The 26,976-nt window shown below is 63.6% G+C and carries 21 protein-coding genes; 14 read left to right on the top strand and 7 right to left on the bottom strand.

All coding sequences use genetic code 11. The features are described from left to right. Positions 1-227: 227 nt before the first annotated feature. Both ACCO56_RS14510 and ACCO56_RS14505 read right to left on the bottom strand, forming a co-directional pair. Positions 228-2,549 carry an NADP-dependent malic enzyme gene (locus ACCO56_RS14510; RefSeq protein WP_433641456.1) on the bottom strand — a complete coding sequence of 774 codons (2,322 nt, stop codon included), beginning with the start codon at positions 2,547-2,549 and terminating at the stop codon, positions 228-230. Positions 2,550-2,657: 108 nt separating this feature from the next. Continuing rightward, the gene (locus ACCO56_RS14505) at positions 2,658-3,422 is read right to left on the bottom strand and encodes an SDR family oxidoreductase (RefSeq protein WP_433641455.1); all 765 of its coding nucleotides are present in this window, start codon (positions 3,420-3,422) and stop codon (positions 2,658-2,660) included. A gap of 122 nt (positions 3,423-3,544) precedes the next feature. Between ACCO56_RS14505 and ACCO56_RS14500 the strand changes: the two genes are divergently transcribed. Continuing rightward, positions 3,545-4,363 carry a UDP-2,3-diacylglucosamine diphosphatase gene (locus ACCO56_RS14500; protein WP_433641454.1) on the top strand — a complete coding sequence of 273 codons (819 nt, stop codon included), beginning with the start codon at positions 3,545-3,547 and terminating at the stop codon, positions 4,361-4,363. Between the two features lie 175 nt (positions 4,364-4,538). After that, complete coding sequence (locus ACCO56_RS14495; protein WP_433641453.1) at positions 4,539-5,693, top strand: MFS transporter; 1,155 nt, start codon at positions 4,539-4,541, stop codon at positions 5,691-5,693. Here the strand turns inward: ACCO56_RS14495 and dgcA are convergent. Continuing rightward, on the bottom strand, positions 5,664-6,647 hold the full coding sequence (gene dgcA / locus ACCO56_RS14490) for an N-acetyl-D-Glu racemase DgcA (protein WP_433641452.1): 984 nt from the start codon (positions 6,645-6,647) through the stop codon (positions 5,664-5,666). The genes ACCO56_RS14495 and dgcA overlap by 30 nt on opposite strands. Before the next feature lie 76 nt (positions 6,648-6,723). On the opposite strand from dgcA, the gene ACCO56_RS14485 reads away from it, so the two are divergent. The 4 genes from ACCO56_RS14485 (at position 6,724) to ACCO56_RS14470 (ending at position 10,804) form a co-directional block, all read left to right on the top strand. Further along, complete coding sequence (locus ACCO56_RS14485) at positions 6,724-7,911, top strand: ABC transporter permease (protein WP_433641451.1); 1,188 nt, start codon at positions 6,724-6,726, stop codon at positions 7,909-7,911. 10 nt (positions 7,912-7,921) lie between these two features. Next, complete coding sequence (locus tag ACCO56_RS14480; protein WP_433641450.1) at positions 7,922-8,740, top strand: ABC transporter ATP-binding protein; 819 nt, start codon at positions 7,922-7,924, stop codon at positions 8,738-8,740. A gap of 6 nt (positions 8,741-8,746) precedes the next feature. Further along, positions 8,747-10,120, top strand: coding sequence for an MlaD family protein (locus ACCO56_RS14475; protein WP_433641449.1), 1,374 nt, complete (start codon positions 8,747-8,749; stop codon positions 10,118-10,120). A gap of 84 nt (positions 10,121-10,204) precedes the next feature. Then, a complete protein-coding gene (locus ACCO56_RS14470) occupies positions 10,205-10,804 on the top strand; it encodes an ABC-type transport auxiliary lipoprotein family protein (protein ID WP_433641448.1) in 600 nt (199 codons plus the stop codon). Positions 10,805-10,930: 126 nt separating this feature from the next. Here the strand turns inward: ACCO56_RS14470 and ACCO56_RS14465 are convergent, their stop codons facing one another. Continuing rightward, on the bottom strand, positions 10,931-17,689 hold the full coding sequence (locus ACCO56_RS14465; protein WP_433641447.1) for a kinesin: 6,759 nt from the start codon (positions 17,687-17,689) through the stop codon (positions 10,931-10,933). Between the two features lie 287 nt (positions 17,690-17,976). Between ACCO56_RS14465 and ACCO56_RS14460 the strand changes: the two genes are divergently transcribed. From ACCO56_RS14460 to ACCO56_RS14450, 3 genes are all read left to right on the top strand, one after another. Continuing rightward, a complete protein-coding gene (locus ACCO56_RS14460) occupies positions 17,977-18,351 on the top strand; it encodes an Hpt domain-containing protein (RefSeq protein WP_433641446.1) in 375 nt (124 codons plus the stop codon). Between the two features lie 103 nt (positions 18,352-18,454). After that, positions 18,455-18,775 (top strand): 2Fe-2S iron-sulfur cluster-binding protein, encoded by a 321-nt coding sequence (locus ACCO56_RS14455; RefSeq protein WP_433641445.1) that lies wholly within the window; start codon positions 18,455-18,457, stop codon positions 18,773-18,775. A 137-nt stretch (positions 18,776-18,912) separates the two neighbouring features. Beyond that, positions 18,913-19,938: an NAD(P)/FAD-dependent oxidoreductase gene (locus tag ACCO56_RS14450; protein WP_433641444.1), complete on the top strand. Its 1,026-nt coding sequence runs from the start codon at positions 18,913-18,915 to the stop codon at positions 19,936-19,938. Between the two features lie 44 nt (positions 19,939-19,982). Here the strand turns inward: ACCO56_RS14450 and ACCO56_RS14445 are convergent, their stop codons facing one another. Beyond that, complete coding sequence (locus tag ACCO56_RS14445; RefSeq protein ID WP_433641443.1) at positions 19,983-20,723, bottom strand: DUF922 domain-containing Zn-dependent protease; 741 nt, start codon at positions 20,721-20,723, stop codon at positions 19,983-19,985. 86 nt (positions 20,724-20,809) lie between these two features. Between ACCO56_RS14445 and folB the strand changes: the two genes are divergently transcribed. Continuing rightward, on the top strand, positions 20,810-21,169 hold the full coding sequence (gene folB, locus ACCO56_RS14440; protein WP_433641442.1) for a dihydroneopterin aldolase: 360 nt from the start codon (positions 20,810-20,812) through the stop codon (positions 21,167-21,169). After that, positions 21,153-21,668 carry a 2-amino-4-hydroxy-6-hydroxymethyldihydropteridine diphosphokinase gene (gene folK, locus ACCO56_RS14435; protein ID WP_433641441.1) on the top strand — a complete coding sequence of 172 codons (516 nt, stop codon included), beginning with the start codon at positions 21,153-21,155 and terminating at the stop codon, positions 21,666-21,668. Before folB ends, folK begins: the two co-directional genes overlap by 17 nt. A 1-nt stretch (position 21,669) precedes the next feature. On the opposite strand, the gene ACCO56_RS14430 is transcribed toward folK, so the two are convergent. Next, entirely contained in the window at positions 21,670-23,556 is a 1,887-nt protein-coding gene (locus ACCO56_RS14430) for a monovalent cation:proton antiporter-2 (CPA2) family protein (protein WP_433641440.1), read from the bottom strand. Positions 23,557-23,764: 208 nt separating this feature from the next. Between ACCO56_RS14430 and ACCO56_RS14425 the strand changes: the two genes are divergently transcribed. The 3 genes from ACCO56_RS14425 to ACCO56_RS14415 all read left to right on the top strand — a co-directional run bounded on the left by ACCO56_RS14425 (position 23,765) and on the right by ACCO56_RS14415 (position 26,290). Beyond that, the gene (locus ACCO56_RS14425) at positions 23,765-24,961 is read left to right on the top strand and encodes a lipase (protein ID WP_433641439.1); all 1,197 of its coding nucleotides are present in this window, start codon (positions 23,765-23,767) and stop codon (positions 24,959-24,961) included. After that, positions 24,958-25,542, top strand: coding sequence for a protein-S-isoprenylcysteine O-methyltransferase (locus ACCO56_RS14420; protein WP_433641438.1), 585 nt, complete (start codon positions 24,958-24,960; stop codon positions 25,540-25,542). Before ACCO56_RS14425 ends, ACCO56_RS14420 begins: the two co-directional genes overlap by 4 nt. A 91-nt stretch (positions 25,543-25,633) precedes the next feature. Beyond that, entirely contained in the window at positions 25,634-26,290 is a 657-nt protein-coding gene (locus ACCO56_RS14415) for a thioesterase domain-containing protein (RefSeq protein WP_433641437.1), read from the top strand. Between the two features lie 101 nt (positions 26,291-26,391). Here ACCO56_RS14415 and ACCO56_RS14410 read toward each other — a convergent pair whose 3' ends face one another. After that, positions 26,392-26,940 (bottom strand): hypothetical protein, encoded by a 549-nt coding sequence (locus ACCO56_RS14410; protein WP_433641436.1) that lies wholly within the window; start codon positions 26,938-26,940, stop codon positions 26,392-26,394. Positions 26,941-26,976 lie beyond the last annotated feature (36 nt).

Here is a 26,976-nt window from a genome sequence, read left to right as displayed (position 1 = left end):
CAGAAACGGGCAACGGTGAGGCGGCGCCTGCCACGGCGAGCACCGTAAACAAGAGTGCCGTCCGCGCGAAGGTCCTCTGTGTGATCCGCATCTTAGCCCGCTCGAAGGCACGGATCGTTGGGAGCCGACCCGCTGAAGGATTTTCAATCGACAAGATGGGTGCCACGCGAATCGCGCCGGCAACCATATTGCCTATGTGACCACCCAGCCTTGCGCCGCGATGGAAACTACCTTGCCTCGATCAGGTTCTGGGCCTTCTGAGATGCCTCGACTACGGCCAACGCCGTCATGTTCACGATCCCGCGCGAGGTGACGGACGGTGTGAGGATATGGGCCGGCTTGTCGGTCCCGAGCAGGATCGGCCCGACATGGAGCGCGTCCATCATGCTCTTCACGGTCGTCAGCGTGATATTGGCGGAATCGAGATTGGGGAAGACGAGCAGGTTGGCTTCGCCCTTGAGCGTGGAGTGGGGATAGACGCGATGGCGAAGCGTTTCCGACAGGGCTGCGTCGCCGTGCATCTCGCCGTCGCTCTGAAGGTCGGGAGCGATTCGCTTCAGGATTTCCGATGCTTCGCGCATTTTCCTCGTGCTCGGTGTGTCGCGCGAGCCGAAATTCGAATGCGACAGCAGCGCGGCCTTTGGCTCGATACCGAACCGCCTGATCTCTTCCGCGGCCAGGATGGTCATCTCCGCGATTTCGTCGGCGGTCGGGTCCACCGTCACATAGGTGTCGGTGAAGAAGGTGACGCCGCGTTGCGAGATAAGCATCGAGAGCGTCGACAGGTCACGGTCGCGAATGCCCGGCCGGGCTCCGATGATCAGGGTCACGTTGCGCAGATGGCGCTCGAAGCGGCCCTCGAGGCCGCAAATCATGGCATCGGCGTCGCCACGCTTCACCGCGATCGCCGCGATCACGCCCGTATCGGTTCGCACCTGCGTACGTGCCGCTTCCAGCGGCACACCCCGACGTCCGGCAAGCTGCACGAGCAGATCGACATAGTCACGGTACCTCGGGTCATCCTCCGGATTGACGAGCTCGAAGTCGACGCCCGGGCGGATCTTCAAACCGTATCGCTTCAGACGCACGTCGATCACGTGAGGTCGGCCGACCAGGATAGGCTCGGCGATGCCTTCCTCCAGCACCACCTGGGCGGCGCGCAGCACGCGTTCGTCCTCGCCATCGGCGTAGATGACACGCTTCGCGCTCGCCGATTTGGCGGCGGAGAAGATCGGCTTCATCACGAGGCCCGAGCGGAACACGAAGCGGTTCAGCCGGTCCAGATAGGCCGGCCAGTCCTCGATCGGCCGCGTGGCGACGCCGCTCTCGCAGGCGGCTTTCGCGACGGCCGGGGCGATGCGCAGAATGAGGCGCGGATCGAAGGGCGACGGGATCAGGAAGTCCGGACCGAAGGTCGGCGTTTCGGCGGTGTAGGCGCGGGCGGCGACGTCGGACGGTTCTTCGCGGGCAAGTGCGGCGATGGCCCGCACTGCCGCCATCTTCATCTCCTCGTTGATGGCGCTCGCGCCACAATCCAGCGCGCCCCGGAAGATGTAGGGGAAGCACAGGACATTGTTCACCTGGTTCGGGAAATCCGAACGGCCGGTGCAGATCATGGCGTCGGGACGCGCGGCGCGCGCCACTTCCGGCATGATCTCGGGAACGGGATTGGCGAGCGCCATGATCAGCGGTTTTTCCGCCATGTGCTGCAGCAGTTCGGGCTTGAGCACCCCGGCAGCGGAGAGGCCAAGAAAGACATCCGCCCCGCCGATCACATCAGCGAGCGACCGTGCGTCGGTGTCCTTGACGTACGGATCTTTCCACCGGTCCATCTCTTCGACACGGCCGCGCCAGGCGACGCCGAAACGGTCGGTGACCCAGATGTTTTCGCGCTGCGCGCCGAGCGAAACCAGAAGGTTCAGGCAGGCGATCGCAGCGGCGCCCGCGCCCGAAGTCACGACCTTGACCTTGGAGATGTCCTTCCCCGCCAATTCGAGAGCGTTGAGCACGGCGGCCGCGACGATGATGGCCGTGCCATGCTGGTCGTCGTGGAAAACTGGAATGGCCATGCGCGCCTTCAGGCGCTCCTCCACCTCGAAGCATTCGGGCGCCTTGATGTCCTCGAGGTTGATGCCGCCGAATGTCGGCTCGAGCGCGGCGACCGTGTCGACCATGCGATCGATCTCCGGGGCGTCGATCTCAACGTCGAAAACGTCGATCCCGGCGAACTTCTTGAACAGTACCGCCTTGCCTTCCATGACCGGCTTGGAGGCCAGCGGCCCGATATTGCCCAACCCGAGCACCGCCGAGCCGTTGGAGATCACCGCAACGAGATTGGCTCGGGCGGTATAGTCGGCGGCCCTGGCGGGCTCATCCCGGATCTCGATGCAGGGAGCGGCGACGCCCGGAGAATAGGCGAGCGCGAGGTCGCGCTGGTTGCCGAGCGGCTTGGTCGCCTGGATCTCGAGCTTTCCAGGCGTTGGATATTTGTGGAAGAAAAGAGCGGCCTCATCGAGGTCGGAGCGTTGTTGCTTGGTTTCGGCGTTCATTCCCGGGCCACCCGTCCCTTTGTCGTCCTCGTCGGCCGGCGAAGGAGCCAGCCTTGCGCGGTGTCTATAGCAATCGTGGATTCGCGAGGGGTCGCGAAAAAGCTCGTTTCAGAAGGCGCTTACATAGGCCCCGCCGTCAACCGGGATGTTTTGCCCGGTCAGGTATCCGGCATGTACGGAGCAGAGGAACGCGCAGATCTGCCCGAACTCCTCCGGCGTGCCCAGGCGCCTGGCTGGAATATCCGCGATCAGACGCGCATGGTGTTCCTCGGCCGAGGTGTTGCCTTGAAAGGCCCCACGCAGGCGATCGGTGTCCAGTTTGCCCGGCAACAGATTGTTGATCGTCACGTTGCGGCTCGCCACGGTGCGCGCGATTCCGGCGAGGAAGGCGGTCAATCCGGCGCGTGCGCCCGAGGAAACGTCCAGGCCTTCGATCGGAACATAGACGGACAGCGAGGTTATGTTGACGATGCGGCCGAAGCCGCGTTCGGCCATGCCGTCGACCACCGCTTTGACGAGCTCGATCGGGGTGATCATGTTCTTCATCACCCCGTCGAGAATTGCCTGCCGGTCGAGCTCGCGGAAATCCTTGGGCGGCGGACCGCCATTGTTGTTGACGAGGATATCGGGAGCGGGGAGGGCGGCAAGCATCGCCTTTTGCACGCCTGGCTGAGCCACGTCGCCGGCGATCTCGATCACATCGACCTTGTAGAGCTCGCGCAGTTCGGCCGCTGTCCTTGCCAGCACCGTCGCATCACGCCCATTGACGACAAGATTGCAACCGGCCTCGGCCAGGCCCATCGCGCAGCCACGGCCGAGCCCTTTGCTGGAGGCGCAGACGATCGCATTCTTGCCCTTGATCCCCAGGTCCATGTCGTAAGTCCTTTCAAAACACAGGAGCAACCTAGCCCGCGTCCGAACCGATCCGCAACCGTCATACGCCTGTAGCATGAATCGGCGCATAGGCAGGTCGAAGACAAGCCTTGGATCAGCCCATGTCCGGCACTGCCCCGCGCAAAGTTCGAACGCTCTTCATCTCGGATGTCCACCTCGGTTCGAAGATCGCCAAGGCCGATTATCTGATCGATTTCCTTCGCGTCCACGAAGCGGAAACCATCTATCTCGTCGGCGATATTGTCGACGGCTGGCGGCTGCGCCGCTCCTGGCACTGGCCTCAATCGCACAATGACGTAGTCCAGAAGCTGCTGCGCAAGGCGCGCAAGGGCGCGAAGGTCATCTATATCGCGGGCAATCACGACGAATTCCTGCGGGACTTCCAGGGTAGGCATTTCGGCGGCATCGAGGTTGCCGACCAGATGATCCATGTCGCGGCGGATGGGCGCCGTTATCTCGTCATCCATGGCGACCAGTTCGACGCCATCGTCCACAATGTGCGCTGGCTCGCCTATCTCGGCGATAAGGCCTACGATCTCGCAATCGTGGTCAACCGTGTGGTGGGCCGTGTCCGGCGGACGCTCGATCTGCCTTATTGGTCGTTCTCGTCCTGGGCGAAGGTGACCGTGAAGCGGGCGGTGAATTTCATCAGCGCTTTCCAGGCGATCGTCGCCGAGCAGGCCAGCAATGCGGGGGTCGATGGCGTCATCTGCGGGCATATCCATCACGCGGCAATGGAGGAGATCGGAGACGTCCGCTACATCAACACGGGTGACTGGGTGGAGAGCTGCACCGCTGTGGTGGAAAATTTCGATGGATCGATGGAGATCCTGCGCTGGACCGAATCGGCGGCGCGACCGGGGAACATGCCCGAACCGTTCGTGCCCGTGGTGATCGAAGGCAAGGCCGTCGCCGCCTGAATGGCAGGCCCGCCAACCGATTGGACCAGGACATTCCGATCCGCTACCGGGCGTGGTATCGAAGGTTTCGTGCCGGTCAGCAACAAGGCCGGCATCCTTCCCGGAATGTCCTTTGCCCTCGCTCCCGCCGCTCTCGCCCGAACAACTCGTCAAACCACGCCATTTCGAGCTGCGCATGTCGCTCGTTTTCGCTTTCCTGTTCGTTCCGCAGGGGATGCATCTTCCCTATTTTCCGCTCTGGCTGGAGGCGAAGGGGTTCGGTCCCGAGCACATCGCGGTGATCCTCTCGGCTCCGATGTTCCTGCGCGTCGTGACCACGCCTTTCGTCACCGCCTTCGCCGATCGGGCGAAAGATCGTGCCAACGTGTTGATCGTGCTTGTGGCGGCAGCACTGCTGATCAATTGCGGATATTTCCTGGAGCCCACTTACGCGACCGTGCTCGCAGTCTCACTCGCCCTCGCGGCAGTCTGGACTCCGCATCCGCCGCTTGCCGATTCGCTGGCCTTGTCGGGCGTGCGCCGTTTCGGATCGAACTACGCTCGGATGCGGATCTGGGGGTCGATATCCTTCCTGTGCGCCAACCTTGCCGGAGGAATGATACTTGCCTGGACGGGCCCGGACATCGTGCCGGTTCTTATCGCAGTCGGCCTGTCAGGCGCCTTGGGCGCGGTTCTGCTCGCTCCGCGCCTGGGCCGGCCCCGTCGTGCCTCGCCGTTGTCCGCCAGCGGCATGCAGGGAGCGGCCCCGACACTGCTCAACCGCCACTTCCTTCTTTTGGCCGGCGGTGCCGGCATCGTCGTAGGAAGCCATGCCTTTCTCTACGGTTTCGTTTCCATCTACTGGAAGTCGCTTGGGCTTTCCGATCCGCTCATCGGCCTGCTCTGGGCGTGGAGCGTCATCGCCGAGGTCTGCATGTTCGCGCTCTTCACGCGCATCTTCGGCCGGCGCTCGGCGACGACGTTGCTCGCGCTCGCGGCATGCTTCGCTATTGCGAGATGGTTGGCTTTCCCGTTGGTTTGGCCGATGGGCGCGGGCATCGTCGGGTTCTTCCTGGTGCAGGCCATGCACGCCTTCTCGACCGGGATCGTCATCATCGGGGTGCAGAAGCTTATCGCCGAAAGTGTCGAGGAGGAACGCACCGGCGCGGCACAAGGCATAGCCTATGCCGCAAACGGCACGTTCATGGCGCTCATGACGTTGCTCTCGGGACCGCTTTACGATCGTTTCGGCGCCGGCGGGTTCCATGCGATGGCGTTTGTCGCGGCCCTGGGCCTGACGCTCATCGCCATAGCACGCATGTCAACCCCACAACGCGGCGTCGGGCGGTGATACCCAGGATCCCTCGTAGGAGAGGCCCGGCACGCGGTCGCGTGCAAGGAGCAACGGACCGTCGAGATCCACGAAGTCGGCTCCCTGGGCCAGCAGCACGGCTGGCGCCATGGCCAGGGAGGTGCCGACCATGCAGCCCACCATGATGGAAAAGCCGAGTCGGCGCGCTTCGTCGCGCAGCGCCAGCGCCTCGGTGAGGCCGCCAGCCTTGTCGAGCTTGATGTTCACGGCGTCATAGCGGTCACGCACCGAGGACAGGCCCTTGGCGGTATGCACGCTTTCGTCGGCGCAGATCGGTACCGGGTGAGGGATGCTCCCCAGCATCGCGTCCCTGCCGGCGGGCAGGGGCTGCTCGATCAGGGCCACGCCGAGTGCCGCCGCCGCCGCGAGGTTCTCAGCGATGTTGTCCGCCGTCCAGCCTTCGTTCGCATCCAGAACGATGCGGCTCTCAGGCGCGGCTTGCGCGACGGCGCGTATACGGGCGATGTCGCCTTCGCCGCCGATCTTCACCTTGAGCAGCGGCCGCGAGGCGTTGGCGCGAGCTTGCGCGGCCATCGCTTCCGGCTCGCCGAGCGACAATGTGTAGGCCGTGACAAGCCGGCCAGGCGCCGCGGCACAGACGGCTTGCCAGGCCGGCCTTCCCGATCTCTTGGCTTCCAGGTCCCACAGCGCGCAATCGATGGCGTTGCGCGCAGCGCCGGGAGGGAGCGCTTCGCGCAATTCGTCCCGGGACACACCCGCGGCGATCGCAGGGCCCATCGTTTCGATTGCGGCTCGCACCGCTTCCATCGTTTCGCCGTAGCGGCGGTAGGGCACGCATTCACCACGGCCCACAAAACCATTGTCTCGTATCGTGCAGGTCAGCACCTCGGCTTCCGTCTTGGAGCCTCGCGAGATCGTGAAGGTTCCGGCGATGGGGAACCGCTCAGCCTCCACAGTGAGAATGCGTGTCATTGTTCTTCCAAAGATTTACCACCAAGCGCGGTAACGCAAAGTGACAGGCGGAAAAGGAGAGTCTAAGACTGGCGCCATGTTGACGAATGGCGACGAGGAAGCAAGCGGTACGCTGGGCCAAGAGCGCAACGGCGCGCCGACGATCGCCACCGGCGAGGAAGACGGCGCGCTCGTCTGTCGTTTCTCCGGCGCCTGGATCACCCGCACCGCGAGCGAGGGGGACGAGGCCGTTCGCGAAATAGAAGTCCGACGCGATATCAAATCGCTGAGGCTTGACCTTTCCGCCATCGACAAAATCGACACGGCCGGCGCCTGGCTGATCGAGCGGCTGGCCACGAAATTTGCGGAGAACGGGGCAGAGGTGGCCCTGTCGGGGCAGAACGCCGCGGCGCGCATCCTGCTCGATGCTGTCAGCACGGCCATCAGTGAACGGGAAGAGCCCGGCCCGGAGCATCGGACGCCGTTCCTGTTGCGCTTTCCGGAAGCCGTCGGCCGGGCAATGTATGGTTTCCTCGACGACTTCCTGGCCGCGATGAACATATTGGGCGCCACGATCCGCGGAGCTCAGATGAAGCTCGGCCGGGGGCACGCGGTCAATCTCGCCGCCATCTTCAATCAGGTCGATCGAATCGGAGTCGGCGCGATTCCGGTCGTCGTGCTGATGTCCTTCATCGTCGGCGCGATCGTCGCGCAGCAGGGCGCGTTCCAGCTTCGCTACTTCGGCGCGGAGATTTTCGTGGTCGATCTTGTCGGCATCCTGGTGCTGCGCGAACTCGGCGTGCTGATGACCGCCATCATGCTCGCCGGACGTTCGGGAAGCGCGATCACGGCCGAGATCGGCTCGATGAAGATGCGCGAAGAGGTCGACGCGCTCAAGGTGATAGGGCTCAATCCGATCGGCGTGCTCGTTTTCCCCCGGCTGGTCGCCCTGGTCGTGGCCCTGCCATGCCTTACCGTGCTCGCCAATTTCGCAGCACTCGGGGGAGCGATCGGGATAGCCTGGCTCTATTCGGGAATCGAGCCCGATGCGTTCATCGACCGTCTGCGCACCAGCATCGACGTCAGCACCATTCTCGCCGGCCTGATCAAGGCACCCTTCATGGCGATGATCATCGGCATCATCGCGTCGGTGGAAGGCCTCAAGGTCGGCGGCAGCGCCGAATCGCTCGGCCGGCAGGTGACCTCCTCGGTGGTGAAAGCGATCTTCGTCGTCATCATCGTCGACGGCTTGTTTGCGATCTTCTATGCGCAGATCGACTTCTGAGCGAGGGCGAATGGTTGGCGATTCCAACGGATCGGGCGGAGCCAAAGGGGGCGGTAACGGACGGGAAGTCGTCCTTTCCGTGCGCGACGTGACAGTCGGCTTCGGTGACAAGCTCATCCTCGACAAGCTGTCGCTGGATGTCTTCCGTGGCGAAATCCTGGGTTTCGTCGGCGCATCGGGCTCCGGAAAGTCCGTCCTGCTTCGCACGGTCCTCGGCCTGAACAAGAAGCGTGCCGGCTCGATCCGGTTGTTCGGCGTCGACGTCGACAAGGCGAGCGATGCCGAGCGGATGCGCCTGGACATGCGGCTCGGCGTGCTTTTCCAGCAGGGTGCCCTGTTTTCCTCGCTGACGGTGCTGGAAAACATTCAGGTTCCGATGCGCGAGTACCTGGATCTGTCGCAGAAGCTGATGGATGAACTTGCCCAATTGAAGCTCGAGCTTGTCGGTCTGCCGTTAGACGCCGGACCGAAGTTTCCGTCCGAGCTCTCGGGCGGAATGATCAAGAGAGCAGCGCTGGCGCGGGCCCTGGCGCTCGATCCGGATATCGTCTTTCTCGACGAGCCGACATCGGGCCTCGATCCGATAGGCGCGGCCGAATTTGACGAGCTTGTCGCGAAACTGCGCGACACAATGGGCTTGACTGTCTATATGGTGACGCACGACCTCGACAGCCTGTTCTCCGTCTGCGACCGTATCGCGGTTCTTGGCAAGAAGAAGGTCCTGGTCGAGGGGTCGATCGACGATATGCTGGCGAGCGAGGAGCCCTGGGTGAAATCCTACTTTCGTGGAAAGCGGGCACGGCAGATCGACCGTGAAGCTCGCGCGTAATCGCCGATGGAAACCAGGGCGAACTACATCATCGTTGGCATTTTCACGATCGTGGCCGTGCTGTCCGCGTTCGCTTTCGTCTATTGGACGTCGGCCATCGGCGACCGCGGCGAGACGACGACCTTGCGAATCCGCATCCCGGGGTCCGCTTCGGGGCTGGGGCCGGGTAGCGCCGTGCTCTTCAACGGCGTCAAGGTAGGAACCATCCGTCGCGTCTATCTGGACGTCAACAAGCCCACGGAAGCCTTGGCGGACGCGGAGATCGATCGCCTTACGCCCATTACGCGCTCCACGCGTGCGGATATCGGCATAGCCGGCCTGACCGGCCAGGCGAGCGTCGACCTGACGGGGGCCGACCCCCGGGAGCCCAACCTGTTGGCGGAAGCGGAGGCGCGCGGCGAAGTTGCAGTGATCAACGCCAATCCGTCGGCCGTGACGAACCTGCTGCAGACGGCTCAGGACATATTCGCGCGGACCAACACCGTCCTTTCCCAACTGGAGGGCTTCGTCAAGGACGTCCGAGGCCCGTTGGCCAAGACCGTAAGCAATGCCGAGACGTTCTCCAACGCGCTGGCCAGGAATTCGGAAGGTGTCGACCGTTTTCTGGAGAGCGTCTCGAAACTGTCCACCGAACTGGCCGGTGTTTCCGGCAAGCTCGACGGGACGTTGCGAGCGGCCGAAGACCTCCTCAAATCCGTCGATCGAGACAAGGTGGCGACGATCGTTGCGAACGTCGAGGACTTTACCGGAAATCTCAAAAAGACCGGAGACGAGATCGACGGACTGATGCGCGGCGTCGACACGGCCGTGAAGTCGGTGAACGATTTCGCCCAAAGCGCGAATCGGACCGTGACGAAAGTGGACGTCCTGCTCGACAGCGTCGATCCCGCGACGGTCAGGACGGCGCTCGCCAATATCGGCGATGCCAGCGAGAACGCGAAGCAGGTGGTGGAGGACGTCTCCAAGGTCACGGCCAAGTTCGGCGAGCGGGCCGGCGACATCGACCAGATCATCGCCGATGCGCGCGAGATCTCCGGCCGGCTGAACAGGGCGTCGGTCCGCGTCGATGGCGTGCTCGCCAAGGTCGATTCGCTGCTCGGATCCGGGGAAGCGCAGGGCGTGATGGCGGACGCCAGCGAGACCTTGAAGGAGTTCCGTAGGGTGGCGGAGACGTTGAACGCGCGGCTCGGGACCATCACCGAAGGGTTCGCACGATTTTCAGGGCAGGGATTACGCAATGTCGAGGCGCTCGTCGGCGAAAGCCGCCGCGCCGTCGGACGGATCGAGGAGGCTATCAGCGGCCTCGAACGCAATCCGCAGCGTATCCTGACAGGTGGCGAAGGAACGGTGCGCGAGTATGATGGGCGCGCCCGGCGTTGACATTGGCGCGTTCGCGCCCCAAACACGGATTATTGAGAAAATACAACAGGGACTTGCCATGAAGGGGCGTGGCGGGGGCAGCGAGTGAAGCAAGCGATAGCTCTTGCGTCGGGTTTTGCTTTCCTGGCGGCTCTGCTGCCCGGTTGCGCGCTTTTACCCGGCGGCGGCCCGGCGCCGCTCGATACTTTCGAACTTTCCGCGCCCGCTGCGGAAGCCGGCAGCAGGCGCCGTACGCAGGTCCTGATCACCGAGCCCTCGGCACTCAAGGCGCTCGACGGACAGAATATCGTGATCAGGCCGGCGCCCAACGTCATCGAATATCTCAAGGGCGCGCAGTGGGCGGATCGGCTGCCGAGAATCGTCCAGGCGCGCCTTGCCGAAACCTTCCAGCGTTCCGGTGCGTTCGGCGGTGTCGGGAAGCCGGGCGAGGGGCTGGCGATCGACTACCAGATCATCGTGGAAATCCGCGAATTCGCAATCCGTGCCGGCTCGGGGCAGACGGCGGATGTCGAGTTGTTCGTCCGGCTGCTGAACGATCGCAACGGCGTCGTGCGCGCGTCTCGAACCTTCGTGGCGAGTTCGCCGGTCTCGGGCGCCGGCAACGATGCCTATGTCGCCGCGCTCGACCGAGCCTTCGGCAAAGCCGCTTCCGAGATCGTCGGCTGGTCCGCCGGAGTGATGTGATACCCCTCATTCGACGAGGTCGGATGAGGGGTATGCGAGGCCGGACGAGGGGCTCTCTACTCTACAAACAAAAAACGGCGCTCCGTGTCACGGAGCGCCGCCTGATCTTGGCCGGCTGCCTGCCTGCTACCGCAGGCGCCCGCTGGCATGGGCGAGCATCGTATAGACCTTGCCCGTATCCGAAGACAGGTATGTCTGCGTCATCATGTTGTCACGGTCGTTGCGAGCGACATCGCGCAGCAGCTTCTCGAAATCCTCGCAGTAGCGATCTACCGCGGTCCGGAACTCCGTTTCGGACTGGTACTTGCGGCGGATGTCGTCGAAGGTCTGCTGCCCCTTCAGCGTGTACAGACGGCGCGTGAACACGTCGCGTTCGCCGCGGCGGTAGCGATCCCACAGCTCGATCGAAGCCTCGTGGTCGATGGCCCGCGCTATATCGACCGAGAGGGAGTTGAGGGACTCGACGACGTGCAGGGGCGACCGCTGGGTGGGCGCTGCGACCGGCGCGGTCTCAGCCTTGGCCGTCGGTCGGGACTCCTCGCGCGAAGCGCCGCGCAGGAGATCACTCACCCAGCCGCTCTGCTGATCGCCCTCGCGCTGTCGCCCCGCGGCGGAGCGGTCGGGATCGGCAGGCCGGCGTTCCAGCGTCGCGGTCGGCGTGCGGCGCGGCGATTCCGGCAGGCGCGCCGCCGGAGCCGCGGGAGCCACCGCCGGAGCAGCGGGAGCCGCCGCTGGAGCAGGAGCCGGGTTGGCGCGGGTCTGGTTGCGGCCACCCACATCGACCGTGCGTCCGGAACGTGCCACGATATCAGACAGTTCCTTGAGCGCGTTGATCTGCTCGGTTACCGCTCGGCGAATCGCGGAGGTCGACTCCTTGGCTTCGACCGGCATGTCGACCACGCCGCGCTTCAGTTCCGCACGGGTTTCCTCCAGCTCGGCGCGGATCGTGCCGGCCGTGCGCCGCATGTCTTCGGTGGCGTCGGCGAAGCGCTTGGTAGCGGCCTCGACAACTTCGGTGATGGCGTTGCGGATCTTGTCCGTCGACGCCATTGTCCGGTTCTCCGCCTTGTCGAGCGCCTGGCCGACAAGCCCCTCGAACGACTTCATGACGCGTTCCAGGTCATCCGACTTCTTCACCAGGCCGACGGCCAGGTCCTCCAGTGTCGTCTGGCGCTCCAACGTGTGCTCGAGATTGCTCTGGGCGGACGTCAGGAGGTCGGAGGCGCTCGAGAGGAGCCTGCTGTGCTCGTCGAAGCGGGTCGCGATCGTAGCCACCTCCTTCAGCGTGTTCGACGACAGATCCGTCAGGCGCTGCGTGTTGGTGTCGACCAGCCTTGCCGAGCTGGCAAAGGTCTGAGCCGCGCGTTCCGTGGTCGTGGCGAAGCTGCGGGTGCTGTTGGTCAGCCGCTCGTCGATTCCGGACAGGTTCTCCGAAGCCAGCTCTATCAACTCGCCAAGCTGCCGGTTGGAGGCGGTGAGGCGGTCGATGAGGTCGGACACGCCCTTGGCGAGGCCGGAACGGGCACCATCGACGGCCTGCAGCGTTTCCGCCGTACGCGTGGCAAGTGCGTTGACCAAGGCGGCGTTTTCGGCGCGCAGCCGCTCGGTCGCCTTCTCGGTTGCGTCCTCCAGGCTCTTCTGCAGGTCCCCGCCGCTTTGCGAGAAGCGCTCGACCAGCGGGCGCGCCGTCTCGTCGAGGATCTTGGTGATCTCGGCGGAGCGGGCCGCGAGCATCGAATTGAGCTCGCGGGTGTTGGCCCCAATGGTGCGGGCCGCCTCGTTGGTGCTCTGGCTGACGTGCTGTCCGACCGCGGAGAAGGTCTCCGCGATGGCCTCGGCGCGGGCAGTCAACTGAGCCTCAACGGTACCGATCCGCTCGTTCAGCTTCTGGCCCACAATGTCGGCGCCCTGAGCCAGCCGGTCTTCGGCAACGGCCATGCGCTCTCCGACGCGGGCTGCAGTCGCTTCCGCGCTTGCCGCGAGCTTGTTGCCCGCACCGGCCAGCGCTTCCTGGATGGCCTGGGCGCGCTGATCGAGTTCGGCCGCCGCCTGGCGGGCATGCGCCGCGATGCGCTGTTCGTTGTCGGCGAAAGCATTCGCGACGTCGGCGGCGTGGGCACCGATCGTCGCGGCGCTCTCGCTGACACGTGCGGCCAGTTCGCGATCGGCTGTCTCGAAGACCTTGCCGATCTCCACTGCACGCCCGGCAAGCGAGTTGGCCGTTTCGTTGACCCGCGCGGCAATCTTCTCGTCCGCGCTCTCGAAGACGCGCGCGACCTCCGCGGCGCGTCCCGAAAGGGATTGCGCGGTCTGCTCGACGCGTGCGGCGATCTTCTGGTCGGCCTCCTCGAAGACGGAACCAATCTCCGTGGCGCGTCCCGTAAGGGATTGCGCAGCCTGCTCGACGCGCGCGGCGATCTTTTGGTCGGCCTCCTCGAAGACGGAACCGATCTCCGTGGCGCGTCCGTACAGGGACTGAGCAGTCTGCTCGACACGCGCGGCGATCTTTTGATCGGCTTCCTCGAAGACCGAGCCGATCGCGGTTGCACGAGCGGCGAGGCTGTCGGCCGTCGCGTTCACCCGCGAGGCCAGCTTTTCGTCGGCTTCCTCGAACTGGCGTACGGCTTCGCTGGCGCGGGAGCCGAGCGTCGTGGCGCTCGCCTCGACCCGGGCGGCGAGCCGTTCGTCGGCGCTGTCGAAGATGCGGCCGAGTTCGGCAGCCCGAGCCGCCAATGCGTCGGCGGATTCCCCGATCCTGACGCTGAGTCGCTGGTCGGCGTCGTCGAAGTTGCGCAGGATGTCGCCGGCGCGAAGGGCAAGGGCGGAAGCCGTCTCGGTGGCACGCGCAACCAGCTTCTGGTCGGCATCGTCGAAAACGCGCGCGATGTCGCCGGCCTTCACCGAGAGCAGATCGGCCGTTTCCTCGGCCCGTGCGATCATGGTGTCTGACGTTTCAGAAGCGCGTGCGGTAAGGCGCCTGTCGGCATCCTCGAAGGCCCGCGCAATGTCGTTGGCCCGCTCGAGCAGGGCGTCCGAGGTCTGGGCCGCGCGTTCCGCGATCTGCCGGTCAGCATCGGTGAAGGCCTTGCCGGCCTCTTCGCTGAGAGCGGCGGTAACCTCCAGCACCTTCTCACGCAGCGCACCGGCGACGACCACGGCGCTTCTTTCCAGAACGCCGCGCACGTTGTCGATGCCGGTGGCGAGCGCACGCTCCATCGTGCCGGTACGCTCTTCGATGACGCCGGTCTGGTGGCGGAAAGTCTCCTCGATCTTCTCGACATCGGCGGCGAGCGCGTCGGTCAGAATGCTGCGCTTGTCCGCGATCGTCTGGATATGCTGCGAAAGTGCGGCGTCCATGTCCTTGCGGGTTTCGGCAAGCTTGCCGAGGTCGTCTTCAAGCGCCTTGGCGAGCTGGCCTCGACCTTCGGCGAGCTTGTTCACATGACCGGCGACGACGTCGTCGATCTCGGAGCGGGCACCGGCGATCTTCTGCAGATCCGCCTCGAGGGCGCGCCTCAGAATGTCACGGCCCTCCGCCAGCTTCTCGACCTGGCCGGTGACGAGCCCGTCGATACCGGCCCGGCTTTCCTCGATCTTCTTCAGGTCGTCCTCGAGAGCGCGCTTGAGGACGTCACGTCCCTCGGCAAGCTTTTCGACCTGCGAGGCGACGAGGCCATCGATCTCGGTGCGGCTGTCGGAAAGCTTGCGCAGATCGGCTTCGAGGGCGCGCGTGAGCAGGTCGCGTCCTTCCGCGAGCTTCTCCACCTGGCCCGCGACGAGTCCGTCGATACCGGCTCGGCTTTCCTCGATCTTCTTCAGATCATCCTCGAGAGCATCCTTCAGCAGATTGCGGCCTTCGGCCAGCTTGCCCACCTGCGCGGCGACCAGGTTGTCGATATCGGAACGCGTTTCGGCGAGCTTCTGCAGATCGCTCTCCAGGGCGCGCGTGAGGATGCCTCGGCCCTGGGCGAGCTTCTCGACCTGACCCGTGACGAGATTGTCGATGTCGGCGCGGCTCTCCGCGATCCTGTCGAGATCGTCGCGAAGCGCCTGCTTGAGGTTTTCGCGGCCCTCGGCAAGCCGTTCGAGCTGACCGGACACGATGTCGTCGATGTCGGTGCGGCTTTCCGCGATCTTTTGGAGATCCTCCTGGAGCGCCCGCGTCAGCACCTCGCGGCCTTCCGCGATCTTGCTCACCTGGGCGCTGACGAGGCCGTCTATGTCGGCGCGGGTCGCGGCGATCCTGTCGAGATCGTCGCGAAGCGCCTGCTTCAGGTTTTCGCGGCCTTCGGCAAGCCGTTCGAGCTGGCCGGACACGATGTCGTCGATGTCGGTGCGGCTTTCCGCGATCTTTTGGAGATCCTCCTGGAGTGCTCGCGTCAGCACCTCGCGTCCCTCGGCGATCTTGCCCACCTGGGTGCTGACGAGGCTATCGATGTCGGCGCGGGTCTCGGAGATCTTCTTGAGATCCGCCTCGAGCGCCCGTTTGAGTATGTCGCGGCCCTCGGCCAATTTCTCGACCTGTCCGGCAACGAGCCCGTCGATTCCGGCACGGCTCTCATCGATCTTCTTGAGATCTTCCTCCAAAGCCTCCTTGAGGACGTTGCGGCCCTCCGCCAGCTTGCTCACCTGAGCGGCCACGACGTTGTCGATGTCGGCCCGGGTGTCGGCCAGCTTATTGAGATCGGCTTCGAGCGCCCGCTTGAGAATGTCACGGCCCTGGGCGAGCTTCTCCACCTGACCCGAGACGAGATTGTCGATGCCGGCGCGGCTTTCCTCGATCTTCTGCAGGTCGGCGTCGAGAGCACGTGCGAGGATGTTGCGCCCTTCTGCCAACTTCCCGACATGGCCGGCAACCATTTCATCAATATGCACGCGGGATTGAGTGAGTTTCTGCAAGTCATCCTGCAACACATTGGCGAGATTGGTGCGGCCCTGTTCCAGGCGCTCCAGATGCTCGCCGAGGGAGGCATCGATAGCGGTGCGCGACTCGTTGATCTTGCGCAGGTCGTCTTGCAGGGCACGGGTTAGCAGGTCGCGGCTCTCCGCCAGTCTCTGGATCTGGAAGCCCACTGAATCGTCGATCGTGGCCCGGCCGTCGGCGAACTTCTGCAGTTCTTCCTGCAGCGCTGCCGCCATGCGCTCGCGGCTTTCGGCGATGCGCTGCGTCTGCTCGGTAACTGCTTCATCCAGGCTCGCCCGGGCTTCGGACAGCTTCTGTATGTCGGCATCGAAGGCGCGCGAGACGCCGTGGCGCGCGGCGTCGAGGCGTTCGGCGAAATCCGTGGCGCGAGCTTCGAGCATGGTCGAGGTCGACATGACGATGTCGGCCATCTCGGCGCCGATCCGTGCCTTGCCCTCGTCGATCATCGAGAACAGCGTCTGCTTGCTGTTGGAGTAGACGTCGGAGATCTCACGAGCGCGCTCGACAAGCGTCTCGTTGATCTGGCGGGCGCGCGCCTCGAGCGCGGCATTGAGCTTCTGAGTGCCGGTATCCAGCGCCTCGGCACGCGTCTGGAACTCGCTGATCAGCGCCTGGCCACGTTCAGCAAGGGTGCGCTCGATGCCGTGCAGGCGCTCCTCGAACTCCGCATTCAGGGTCTTGGTCGCGCCGCCGAGCAGCGAAACCATGCCATTGGCGCGTTCATCGAGCATCTCCGAAAGCGAACGGGTCGCTTCGTCGGTGCTCTGGGCCAGGCTGGCGATACGCGTGTCGAGCAGGCTGGCGAAGGCTTCGCCCGACGTGCTGATCCGATCGGAGATCGAATCCATGCGGGAATCGAGCGATTCATAAAGCAGCGCGCTGCTCTGGTTGACGCGATCGATGAGCGTGTCGCCCGAATTGTTGATCGTCATCGACAGCTTCGTGGAGGCTGCAAGTATGCTTTCGCGGATCGTATCGCCGGCGGCGTTGATCTCCTCCCGGAGCGATTCATGCGCGCCGCTGATCGACGAACGAACGCGTTCGGCGTGGCTGACCACGGCATCACGTTCGGTTCCCAGCCCGTCGACCAACGAGCGGATCCGCACTTCGTTCTCCGAATAGGCGCGTTCCAGCTCGTTGACTTCGCTGTGGACCAGTGTCTCCAACTCGACCGCGCGCGCGATCGTGCGCTCGATACCTTCGCCCATCGCCGCTACTTCCCGGCGAATCGCCTGGCCCACGGTCATGATGCGATCCTGCGCGAGGCTCTCGGGCTCGGCCAAACGGAATGCGACTTCCGTCATGGACTGCGCGGCGAAGCGCATCTCCTGGGCCCGGCGAATCATCAGCGCGAAGCCCCAGAACATGATGATCGGCACGATCGTCGCGACGAGAAGGACGACGAGATAGGGGCGCGCCAGCACTTGCTCAAAGGAGCGGATCTGCCAGATCTCGGGCCCGAGCAGCCTCTGGCCGAAGAATGCACCCGCGCCGAGCCAGGCCAGGCTCAGCAGTCCCATGAACCAGTAGATCGCCTTGGACGGGCGCCGGTTCATGCCATGCATGAGCGTACGATAATCTTTCTGGCGGTCATCATTGGCGGGCGCGAACGCGCCGGACTGCGCCGTTGCGGGCTGGCTGGGGAGGGGCTGGTTGGCGGGAGAAAGCTGGGCTGCAGTCGGCGGGGAAGCCTCGGCGGGCTTGCCGGCCTTCGCAGGCTGCAAGGGGGGGGCCGCTTGCGCCTCCGGCTGCGGACGTTGGCTGACAGGGTCGGGTTTGCCGTTTCCGTTGCGGCTTTCGCGGGCCAGTTCCTCGGCGGCCGCCGAGATCTGAGCTTCGAGATCTTCCATCGAGGCCGCTATGTCGAGATCGCCATCGGCGGAAAGGTCGAAATCGAGCGCTTTTTCCAGTTCTTGCGCGACTTCCTGGTCGAGATTCTTAGTCGTCGGTTTCTGCGCCATGCCGCCGTTACCCTGTACTCGATGCGCGGATCGTCGATTGTTCCGACTGTCTCAGCCGCGCAAGTGGCTCACTATGGTCCTGCCGTATCGTAGTGGCACAGGCGGGTAAAGGGAACACGCAAACGGCCACATGCTTAAAAGTTTAAACATAGGGTTAACAACCCGGTGGATGCGGCGCTTTTTCGCCACTTTCGGCGCCTTTCAGTATCCGACAAACATTAACTGGTTGTCCACATGACCGGGCTAGTTTGAGAGAAGTTCTCAACTATCGATTGGGGAGTGTCTCGATGGTGCACAACGGGGTCGAGGCCGTCGCATTCGACAGGCCAGGAGGCGAGCCGCGCGAGGCTGCGCATGCCCGCCCTATCGATCTCATTCATCTATCGCGGCAGACCTTAGGCGATCGGGAGGTGGAGCAGGAAGTCCTTGCTTTGTTCGTGCAGCAGGCACTGTCGGTCCGCGACCGGCTCGACCAAGCAGCCTCGGCCGAGCGGCTCAGCCTGGCGCATGGGCTCAAAGGCTCCGCCCGCGGAATCGGCGCCTTCGCCATCGCCGACTGCGTGGAGGCGATCGAGAAGCACCCCGACGATCGTCAGGCCTTGAAGCGGCTGTCGACGCTGATCGACGAGGCGCGCGACTTCATCGCTTCGATCAACCGCTGATCGTCGCGAAACGGCTAGAGGCGGCGCTTTTCGGCCGCAGTTGACATGCGCGCCGGAGTCATTATTTCGGCATGGCTTCCTCCTTCCGGGCCGGGATCGTCTAATGACCAAGATCACCTATATCGCCTTTGACGGCACGCAGTTCGACGTCGAGGCGGAGAACGGGTCCACGGTCATGGAGAATGCAATCCGCAACGCGGTGCCCGGCATCGAGGCCGAATGCGGCGGCGCCTGCGCTTGCGCGACCTGCCACGTCTATGTCGACGAGGCCTGGACCGACCTCGTCGGCGAGCCGGAAGCCATGGAAGAGGACATGCTGGACTTCGCCTATGACGTCAGGCCGAATTCCAGGCTTTCCTGCCAGATCAAGGTGCGCGACGAGCTTGATGGGCTTGTCGTCCGCATTCCCGAACGGCAGGGCTGACCCCAGGCGCGACATTCGGCTCGAATCCATGTCAACAAGCCGGTTCACACCTCGCGGTGCAATGATCTAGCTTGTGCGGCATCGAGCGTAGCGGGACTGTGGTCGCGCGGAGCTATCCAGGCCGGAAGAGGTGCTGCATGAATTCGCTGGGGAAAACCGACGTTCTCATCATCGGCGCGGGACCCGTCGGGCTATTCGCAGTATTCGAGCTCGGCCTTTTCGACATGAAGTGCCATCTGATCGATATTCTCGATCGCCCCGGGGGCCAGTGCGCCGAGCTTTATCCGGAAAAGCCCATTTACGACATTCCGGGGTATCCTTCGATCTCGGCGCAGGGGCTGGTCGATCGCTTGCTGGAGCAGATCGCGCCTTTCCAGGCGGGGTTCACTTTCAATCGCATGGTCAGCAGCCTCGAGCGCCTCGATGACGGCAGCTTTCGCGTCACCACCGACGAGGACGAGGTCTTCGAAGCCAAGGTGGTGGTTATTGCCGCCGGCGGCGGCTCGTTTCAGCCGAAGCGGCCGCCGATCCCCGGGATCGAAAACTACGAAGGCAAGAGTGTCTTCTATTCGGTGCGCCGAATGGAGGACTTCCGCGACCACGATTTGTTGATCGTCGGCGGCGGCGATTCCGCGCTCGACTGGACGCTCAATCTCCAGCCGGTAGCGAGAAGCGTCACACTCGTCCATCGGCGGCCGGAATTCCGCGCCGCTCCCGACAGTGTGAACAAGATGTACGCGCTTCAGGAAATGAAGAAGCTGGAGTTCCATGTCGGGCAGGTGACGGGGCTTTCCGGCGAGGATGGGGTGCTCCGATCGGCGAGAATCAAGGGGCCGGAAGGCGAGTTCGAGGTGGCCTGCACGAGGTTGCTGCCCTTCTTCGGCCTCACGATGAAGCTCGGTCCGATCGCGGATTGGGGGTTGAACCTTCACGAGAACCTGATCCCGGTGGACACCGAGAAGTTCGAGACCTCGGTGCCGGGGATCTTCGCCATAGGCGACATCAATTGGTATCCCGGCAAGCTCAAGCTGATCCTGTCGGGATTCCACGAGGCCGCCTTGATGGCACAGGCGGCCAAGCGCATCGTCAGCCCCGGCGAAAGGATCGTGTTCCAGTACACAACCTCGTCCACCAGCCTCCAGAAGAAGCTCGGAGTGGTCTAGATCCTGGGCGGCGATGCCGGTCCGGCAGCCCGGTCGTTCGAGGTCTACCGCGCCTTGGCGGAAGCGCGCATGCGCTGCAGCCGGTACTCCAGCAGGCTAAGGATGCGCTTCTCGAAATTCATGCCTTCAATCTTGTCGAAGCGGTCTTGCGCAGCGTCGTGGCGGGCTAACACCGAACTCTGGACCGCTTGCGCCTTCGCTGCGACCGCGGCGCAAGTCTTCTGGCGGCCGATCGCCTTGAGTGACTGCTCCAACTTGCGGGCATGATTCTTGGCGATGACGATATGGCTTTCCTCATGCCGCTTGATATCGGAAGCGAGCGTTTCCCAGATGAGGCGCACGTCGCCATCGGCCTTGGTCCTCGGCTTCCACCGGGGCAGGGTCACCTTCGCACGCATGTTGACCTTGGCGTCGGCGATCCAGCAGCGGCCGTTCTTCTCCCCGTAAGTGAGCCGTGTCGTGAACTCCATCTGGGTCGCGCCAGGATGGCGTTTGCCGGTGCTTTTCACTTGGGGGCCTCTCAGCGTGAGCTCGTTCTCGATCTCCTCGAGCGTGCTGCCACCAATGGAAAAGTAGTTGTAGGTCTTGCTGACGGTGGCGCCTTGCGCGGGCCATGGCGTCAAAGCCAAGAGTGCGACGGTACACAATACAGGTCTCAAGTCCCTCATCGGTGCACCTTGCTTGAGCCTGTCCCTTTGCGCAATGAAAATCATCCCGGCCGGTGCCGGCCGGGCGAGTCCGTTGCATTTCCGACACGCGGCGGCAGTCGACGCATCGATGGGCATGAAGCGTTGTCGACGCCGCAATCCATCGGGACGCGCCGCGCCGGCAATGTTATGATTGATGAGGCAATTTCGAAACCGGGGGGCCGATGTATCTGATCCGCATGAAGAACTGCGCCTTCTTCGCCCGTCATGGCGTCCATGACGAAGAGGAGATGCTCGGCCAGCGCTTCTATGTCGATGCCGTCCTGACCGTCGATCCGGGGCAAGCCCTCGAGAACGATTCGCTAGAGGGTACGGTAGACTACGGAGTCGCTTTCGGCGTCATCGAGCGCGTCGTCACCGGCAAGCGCCGCTTCCTTATCGAGGCGCTGGCTCTTGACGTCGCCAAGACGCTGGGCGATCGATTCCCGCAGATCAAACGCGCCGAGATTACCGTGCGCAAACCGAGCGCGCCCGTACCGGGCGTGCTCGACCATGTCGAGGTGACCGTTGTCTGGCCGGAATGAACAGCGCGCCTATCTGAGCCTCGGGGGCAATCTCGGCGAGCCAGCCAAGGCCATGGCCGCGGCATTGCGCATGTTGGATGCGGACCCCACGACGCGCGTCGTCGCGGTTTCCTCTCTCTACCGCACGCCGCCTTGGGGCAAGCTCGACCAGCCCGACTTCCTCAATGCGGCTGCCGAGATCGCAACGCGACAGACGCCGCACGGCCTGCTCGATCTCTGCCTCAAGGCGGAACTCGCGCTGAAGCGGGTGAGGAAGGAACGCTGGGGGCCGCGCATCGTGGATATCGACGTGCTCACCTTCGACGACGTCTCGCTGCATGAGCCAGGACTGGAGCTTCCCCATCCGCGCATGCTGGAGCGCGCCTTTGTCCTGGTGCCTCTTGCCGAGATCGCGCCAGGGTTCGTCATTTCGGGAAAAACGATCGCCGAACACGCTGCCGCGATCGATCGGGCGGGGATCGAACGACAGGGCGGAGGGTCCGATTGGTGGGAACCCTAGCTTAGGGCGAGCTGGGCTTGCCCGCTTCCGGCGCCGGCTCGCCGCCGGCGGCCACCTTGTCGAGTGCCGCCGCGGCTTCCTCGTTCATGGCCTTGCCGGCCTTGCGCGGCGGCAGAAGCGGTGTGGGCACGGGCTCGGGCATATTGCCTTTCATGAAGCCGCGGCCGGCTTGCAACCCGCCGGTGATCTGCGCCTCGAAGCGGGCCTCGTCGCGCCGTCGTACGTCTTCTATCAATTCCGCCGCTTCCTGGGATTCGATTCCTAGCGTTTCCAATGTCTTCTGCCCAAAGGCTAAGGCGGATTCGAGGGTCTCGCGAAGCTGGTAATCGGCGCCCGCGCCGAGGAGCGCAAGGGCTACGCCACGGTCGTACGCCCGTACGAGGACCGGAACCAGCGGATAGTGGGTCTTGATGAGTTCCGTTATTCTGACCGCCACGTCTCCTTTGTCGACGCAGACGAGCACTGCCCGCGCGCGCCCGGCGCCCGCGGCGTGCAGGATGTCGAGTCTCGTGCCGTCGCCGTAGTAAACCTTGAAACCGAAAGTCGCCGCCGCCTGGATCATCTCCACGTCGTTGTCGATGATCGACACCTCGACGCCGCGCAACAGCAGCGGCTGGCTCGCGATCTGCCCGAACCGGCCGAAGCCGATGACCAGCACGCTGCCGTTGAGCTCCTCGACAACATCGACACCTTCCAGCGACACTTCTTCCTGTTCCGGCATGATCCGGCGCAGCATGAAGATGGCCAGCGGCGTCAGCACCATCGAAATGATGATGATGGCCGTGAGGACTGCATTGGCCTGACCGTCGATGATGCCCACGGCCATGGCGGAGGAATAAAGCACGAAAGCGAACTCGCCGCCCTGAGCCATCAGCACCGCCCGTTCGACGGCTTCGCGGTGGCTGGACCTCAGGAGGCGGGCCACGAGGTAAATGCCAATAGCCTTCACCGCCATGTATGCCAGGACGTACACGAGGACCAGACGCCAGCTCGCCGCGACGACGCCGAGGTCGAGCGACATGCCGACGGCCATGAAGAACAGACCCAGCAGGATGCCGCGGAAAGGTTCGACATCGGCCTCGAGCTGGTGGCGGAAGGTCGATTCCGAAAGGAGCACGCCAGCGAGAAAGGCGCCCATCGCCATCGACAGGCCGCCAAGCTGGAGGACAAGTGCCGATCCTAGCACGACGAGCAACGCGGCCGCCGTCATGACCTCGCGGGCATGCGAATCCGCCAGGAGTCGAAACAGCGGGTTGAGCAGATAACGCCCGGCGACCACCAGGCCGACGATGGCGCCGACGCCTATTCCCACCGCAGCCAGACGCGCCAGCAGACCCGTCTCCTCGGCCGAGGCAGGAATCGGGGCAAGGAACGCCACGGCAGCCAGCAGCGGGACGATCGCCAGGTCCTCGAACAGGAGAATCGAGACGATCTTCTGGCCCTTCGGCGCGGAGATATCGCCGCGCTCCTCCAGCAATTGCATGACGATGGCCGTCGAGGTCAGGACGAAACCGGCTCCCGCGACGAACGACTGCGCCACCGAGAAGCCGCCCAACAGGCCGAGGCAGGTGAGCAGTGCAGAGCAGACCCCGACCTGCAGCGCGCCCAGAAAGAAGATCTCGCCGCGCAGGCTCCATAGTCTCGATGGTCGCATTTCCAACCCGATGATGAACAGGAACATCACCACGCCGAGTTCGGCCACATGCAGTATGGCGGCAGGATCGGAGAAGATGCCCAGGCCGAAGGGGCCAATGACAAGACCCGCGCTGAGGTAGCCGAGGATAGATCCCAGGCCGAGCCGGCGAAATATGGGAACGGCAATGACTGCGGCACCGAGCAGGGCGACCGCCTGCACCACATTTTCTGCAGTTGCTGCTTCCGCCGCCATTCCTGCCGGTCTCCATCAGGCGCGTCCGCGCCGGCCATGTTTCGTTCGACTATGGGGAGCGGGATGGACAAAGGCAACCGACCACAGGCAGAACGATGCGACTTGACCCGAACATGATCTAAAGGCTTCTCTACCGGCTCCAAGCTGGCTAGAAGCCTTCGGCGAGTCCCGGGGGGATGGCCGTGATCGACCGCTAGTTCGGATTGCAATGAACGACAAGACGATTGCCCGTCGCGGCGTTTTCTTCATCGGTGGATATGATCCGAAGACGCCGGAAGCGTTCTTCGATCGCCTGACGAGGGAAATCGCGCGCTTCGAAAAGACATGGGACGTTTCGGCCGAGGTGTCTCCGATCGACGTTTCGGCGGACGGAGAAGTGGGGCGGGTGACGATCCGCACAACCGCACGAGAGTGGGCGGTCGAAACCGATTTCAACTTCTTCGTGCTCGACAAGATCGTGCTCGGCGATTTCGCCCGGCCGCTTCCCGTACGCCTGTGGAAATATCTCGTCACCTTCGCCGACTATGTGGCGAGCGGCACTTTCTTCCGAATGGCGCGGGCAAGCTGGCGCTTTTCCCTCTACTTCCTTTATCCGTTCGCGCTGCTGATGCTGTTCGCGGTGGCGGCCTGGCTGGTCGCCGGGTGGATGGAAGCAGGCGGCATGCTTCCTGGCGGCGCTCTTGTCGAGATCCTGCTCGGGGTGGCTCTCTTTTTCGGGCTCCTCGCCACTTTGGGGAAAAGGTGGCCCGTCACGCATCTGATGGATCTCTGGTCCTTCTCGCGCAACTATCTGCGAGGAAAGCGGCCTGACGCGGAAGCATTCCTGGCGCGCTGCGGGAAGGCGGTCGCAAGCGAGGCCCATCGGCGAGGATTCGACGAGATCCTGCTTGTCGGCCACAGCACCGGTGGCGCCCTGGCCCTGGACATTGCCGCCGAGGCGCTGAAAGCGGATCCATTGTTGACCGCTCGCGGCGCCGAAGTTTGCGTCCTCACGCTCGGCTCTACAGCACTCAAGGTCGGACTGCATCCTGCCGGAGGCCTCTTCCGGCGCAAGGTCCAGGCGCTGGTCGACGACGGCAGGCTGGATTGGCTCGAAGTCCAGTGCCTGACCGACGTCATAAATTTCTACAAATGCGATCCGATCGAGAAGATGAAGCTGGAGCCGCGCCACAGTGGCCGAACTTTTCCAGTGATCTGGCAAGTGCGCGTTCGCGACATGCTTGAATCTGCCGTGTACAAGCGCGTCAAGCGCAACTTCTTCCGGGTTCACTATCAATATATCTTTGGCAACACGAAGCAGTATTTCTATGATTTCTTCATGATCTGCTGCGGACCTCTGCCGCTTCGCGCCCGGGCCGAGGCAAAGGTCACCGGCGCGGGAGCCACTCAGGAGCCGACATCATGACAGAGACCGTCGCCTTTGCCGTCTGGGCCGCGGGGCTCGTCGCCTGGTTTGCGATACGCTGGCCTTATCAACGGCGCGCCAGGAAGATCACGGTGGTCCGGGACGATCGATCCCTTGGGGACCGGACCGTGTTGGCCGTGGCGAGCTTCAGCCTTTCGATCATTCCGCTGGCTTATGTCGTAACCGGTATCCCCGCCTGGGCCGATTATCCGTTCCGGCCGTGGATGGCTTGGGCCGGGACCATAGCGATGCTCTGCTTCCTGCTGTTGTTCCACGCCAGCCATCGCCAGTTAGGCAAGAACTGGTCCGTGACGCTCGAGATACGAGACAGCCACAGATTGGTGACCGACGGCCTTTACAGATACGTGCGGCATCCTATGTATTCGTCGTTCTGGTTGTGGGCGATCGCGCAGGCGCTGCTCATACCGAACTTCGTTGCCGGACTTGCCGGCCTGGTCGGCGTCGGTCTGCTTTATTTCTACAGGGTAGGGCACGAGGAAGCGATGATGCGGGAAACCTTCGGTGAAGCGTATGACGCTTATGCCGCTCGAACTGGCCGCGTGATCCCACGTATCCTTTGACTTCTTAGCATCACCCCGCGATCCCCGCCGGGACGCCGCTTTCCGCGCATCCTGTCTGCCCAACGTGGCCCGCGGACCTCAGGAAAACACTATGCGGTTCTCATTGAGCCTCGCGCTGGCTTTGCTGATCGCGCTGACAGGCACACGCGGCTCCGCCGCGGCGGACGGCGAGCGGAAGTCTGACTACGTCCGGCCCGACGGGAATACGCTTGTGCGATCCCAGTACCGGGGCGATATCTACCTGCTTCGCGGTTTTGCCGACGTTTTTTCCCGCGGTGTGGACGAGTTGGGCCGGAAGCTGGAAGAGAGGGGCATCGAAGTACATGTGGTCAGCCACGGCGCGTGGGCTTCCGGTGCGGCCGAGATTGTCGCCAATCAGAAGAAGTACGGACACAAGCCGGTTATCCTGATCGGTCATTCGCTCGGCGCCAATGCCGTCATTCTCATGGCGAAACGCTTGCGGAAGGAGAACATTCAGGTCGAATACCTCGTCACCTTCGCGGCGACGGCCCCCGATCCCGTGCCGGACAATGTCGGCAAAGTGGACAACTACTATTTCGAGACCCACGGCTGGGGCGAAAAGGTGGTGGGCGACACCGGATTCCATGGCGACATGGAAAACAAGGACTATTCGCAAGCCAGCGATATCGGCCATTTCAACATCGACAAACAGGCCGATATCCACGAGCAGGTCATCCGCAACGTCCTGCACTACATGCAGCCATCTCGGCGGAAAGCGCAGAGTTGAGAGACTATGGGGTTCTCTGGACAGCCTGTACCCCTTTGGCACGCATCCCCGGGAGCCGCGCCAAAAGGTGAGATGCTCATCGACCGATAGTACTACTGATATTACTGCTGTTGCGCGATCGAGCCGACGGCTGCGCCGTCGACGCGCTTCAGGTTCATGCCGATAACTGGAATCATCTGCTTCTCGACGCGGACGGAGACCGTTACAGTCATGGCATCGTCGTTTGAAAGCTTGGCGATCATCGCGCCCTTCAGGGCGGCGCGGTTGAGGCCGAGCACCACCCGACGACCATCGACATTGCCGGATACCACGTCGAGTCCCTTGCCGGCGGCGCCGTCCATGAAGGTGCCGCGATAGCCGCCGGTGCCACGCTCGACCGTTGCCGACATTTTTTGCGTGAATACGCCGACACGGCAGCTCCCGGCCAATGTCATGCCCACCTTCACTTCCGGCGTCGAGCCGGTGAAGCTGCAGGTGAATTTGGTGCCTTTGTATTTACCGGCGACGATCTCGCCCGGGCCGACCCATTCGCCCTCGATCTGCTGGAAGAACTTCTTGTCCATTTCGTTGGCGGCAGCGATATTCGTCACGCCAAGGGCGGCCGAGGCCGCGGCCAGCGGCAGGAAAGCGGACAAAACTGCGCGTATCATACGGGGACACCTGGTTACATCGAGACTGAGAACCGC

Origin of the sequence: Mesorhizobium sp. 1B3 (genome assembly GCF_050958605.1) — a bacterium.
Lineage (GTDB): Bacteria > Pseudomonadota > Alphaproteobacteria > Rhizobiales > Rhizobiaceae.
The sequence above is the reverse complement of the archived record's forward strand: the minus strand, read 5'-3'. Positions and strand labels throughout refer to the sequence as shown.

Coding starts and splice junctions, on each gene's coding strand:
- ACCO56_RS14445 (WP_433641443.1), bottom strand. CDS start 20,723: ATGCCCATCGATGCGTCGACTGCCGCCGCGTGTCGGAAATGCAACGGA.
- ACCO56_RS14425 (WP_433641439.1), top strand. CDS start 23,765: ATGAACGACAAGACGATTGCCCGTCGCGGCGTTTTCTTCATCGGTGGA.
- ACCO56_RS14475 (WP_433641449.1), top strand. CDS start 8,747: ATGGAAACCAGGGCGAACTACATCATCGTTGGCATTTTCACGATCGTG.
- ACCO56_RS14460 (WP_433641446.1), top strand. CDS start 17,977: ATGGTGCACAACGGGGTCGAGGCCGTCGCATTCGACAGGCCAGGAGGC.
- ACCO56_RS14505 (WP_433641455.1), bottom strand. CDS start 3,422: ATGGACCTGGGGATCAAGGGCAAGAATGCGATCGTCTGCGCCTCCAGC.
- ACCO56_RS14430 (WP_433641440.1), bottom strand. CDS start 23,556: ATGGCGGCGGAAGCAGCAACTGCAGAAAATGTGGTGCAGGCGGTCGCC.
- ACCO56_RS14450 (WP_433641444.1), top strand. CDS start 18,913: ATGAATTCGCTGGGGAAAACCGACGTTCTCATCATCGGCGCGGGACCC.
- ACCO56_RS14495 (WP_433641453.1), top strand. CDS start 4,539: ATGTCGCTCGTTTTCGCTTTCCTGTTCGTTCCGCAGGGGATGCATCTT.
- ACCO56_RS14420 (WP_433641438.1), top strand. CDS start 24,958: ATGACAGAGACCGTCGCCTTTGCCGTCTGGGCCGCGGGGCTCGTCGCC.
- ACCO56_RS14465 (WP_433641447.1), bottom strand. CDS start 17,689: ATGGCGCAGAAACCGACGACTAAGAATCTCGACCAGGAAGTCGCGCAA.
- ACCO56_RS14415 (WP_433641437.1), top strand. CDS start 25,634: ATGCGGTTCTCATTGAGCCTCGCGCTGGCTTTGCTGATCGCGCTGACA.
- folB (WP_433641442.1), top strand. CDS start 20,810: ATGTATCTGATCCGCATGAAGAACTGCGCCTTCTTCGCCCGTCATGGC.
- dgcA (WP_433641452.1), bottom strand. CDS start 6,647: ATGACACGCATTCTCACTGTGGAGGCTGAGCGGTTCCCCATCGCCGGA.
- ACCO56_RS14480 (WP_433641450.1), top strand. CDS start 7,922: ATGGTTGGCGATTCCAACGGATCGGGCGGAGCCAAAGGGGGCGGTAAC.
- ACCO56_RS14510 (WP_433641456.1), bottom strand. CDS start 2,549: ATGAACGCCGAAACCAAGCAACAACGCTCCGACCTCGATGAGGCCGCT.
- ACCO56_RS14485 (WP_433641451.1), top strand. CDS start 6,724: ATGTTGACGAATGGCGACGAGGAAGCAAGCGGTACGCTGGGCCAAGAG.
- ACCO56_RS14455 (WP_433641445.1), top strand. CDS start 18,455: ATGACCAAGATCACCTATATCGCCTTTGACGGCACGCAGTTCGACGTC.
- ACCO56_RS14410 (WP_433641436.1), bottom strand. CDS start 26,940: ATGATACGCGCAGTTTTGTCCGCTTTCCTGCCGCTGGCCGCGGCCTCG.
- ACCO56_RS14500 (WP_433641454.1), top strand. CDS start 3,545: ATGTCCGGCACTGCCCCGCGCAAAGTTCGAACGCTCTTCATCTCGGAT.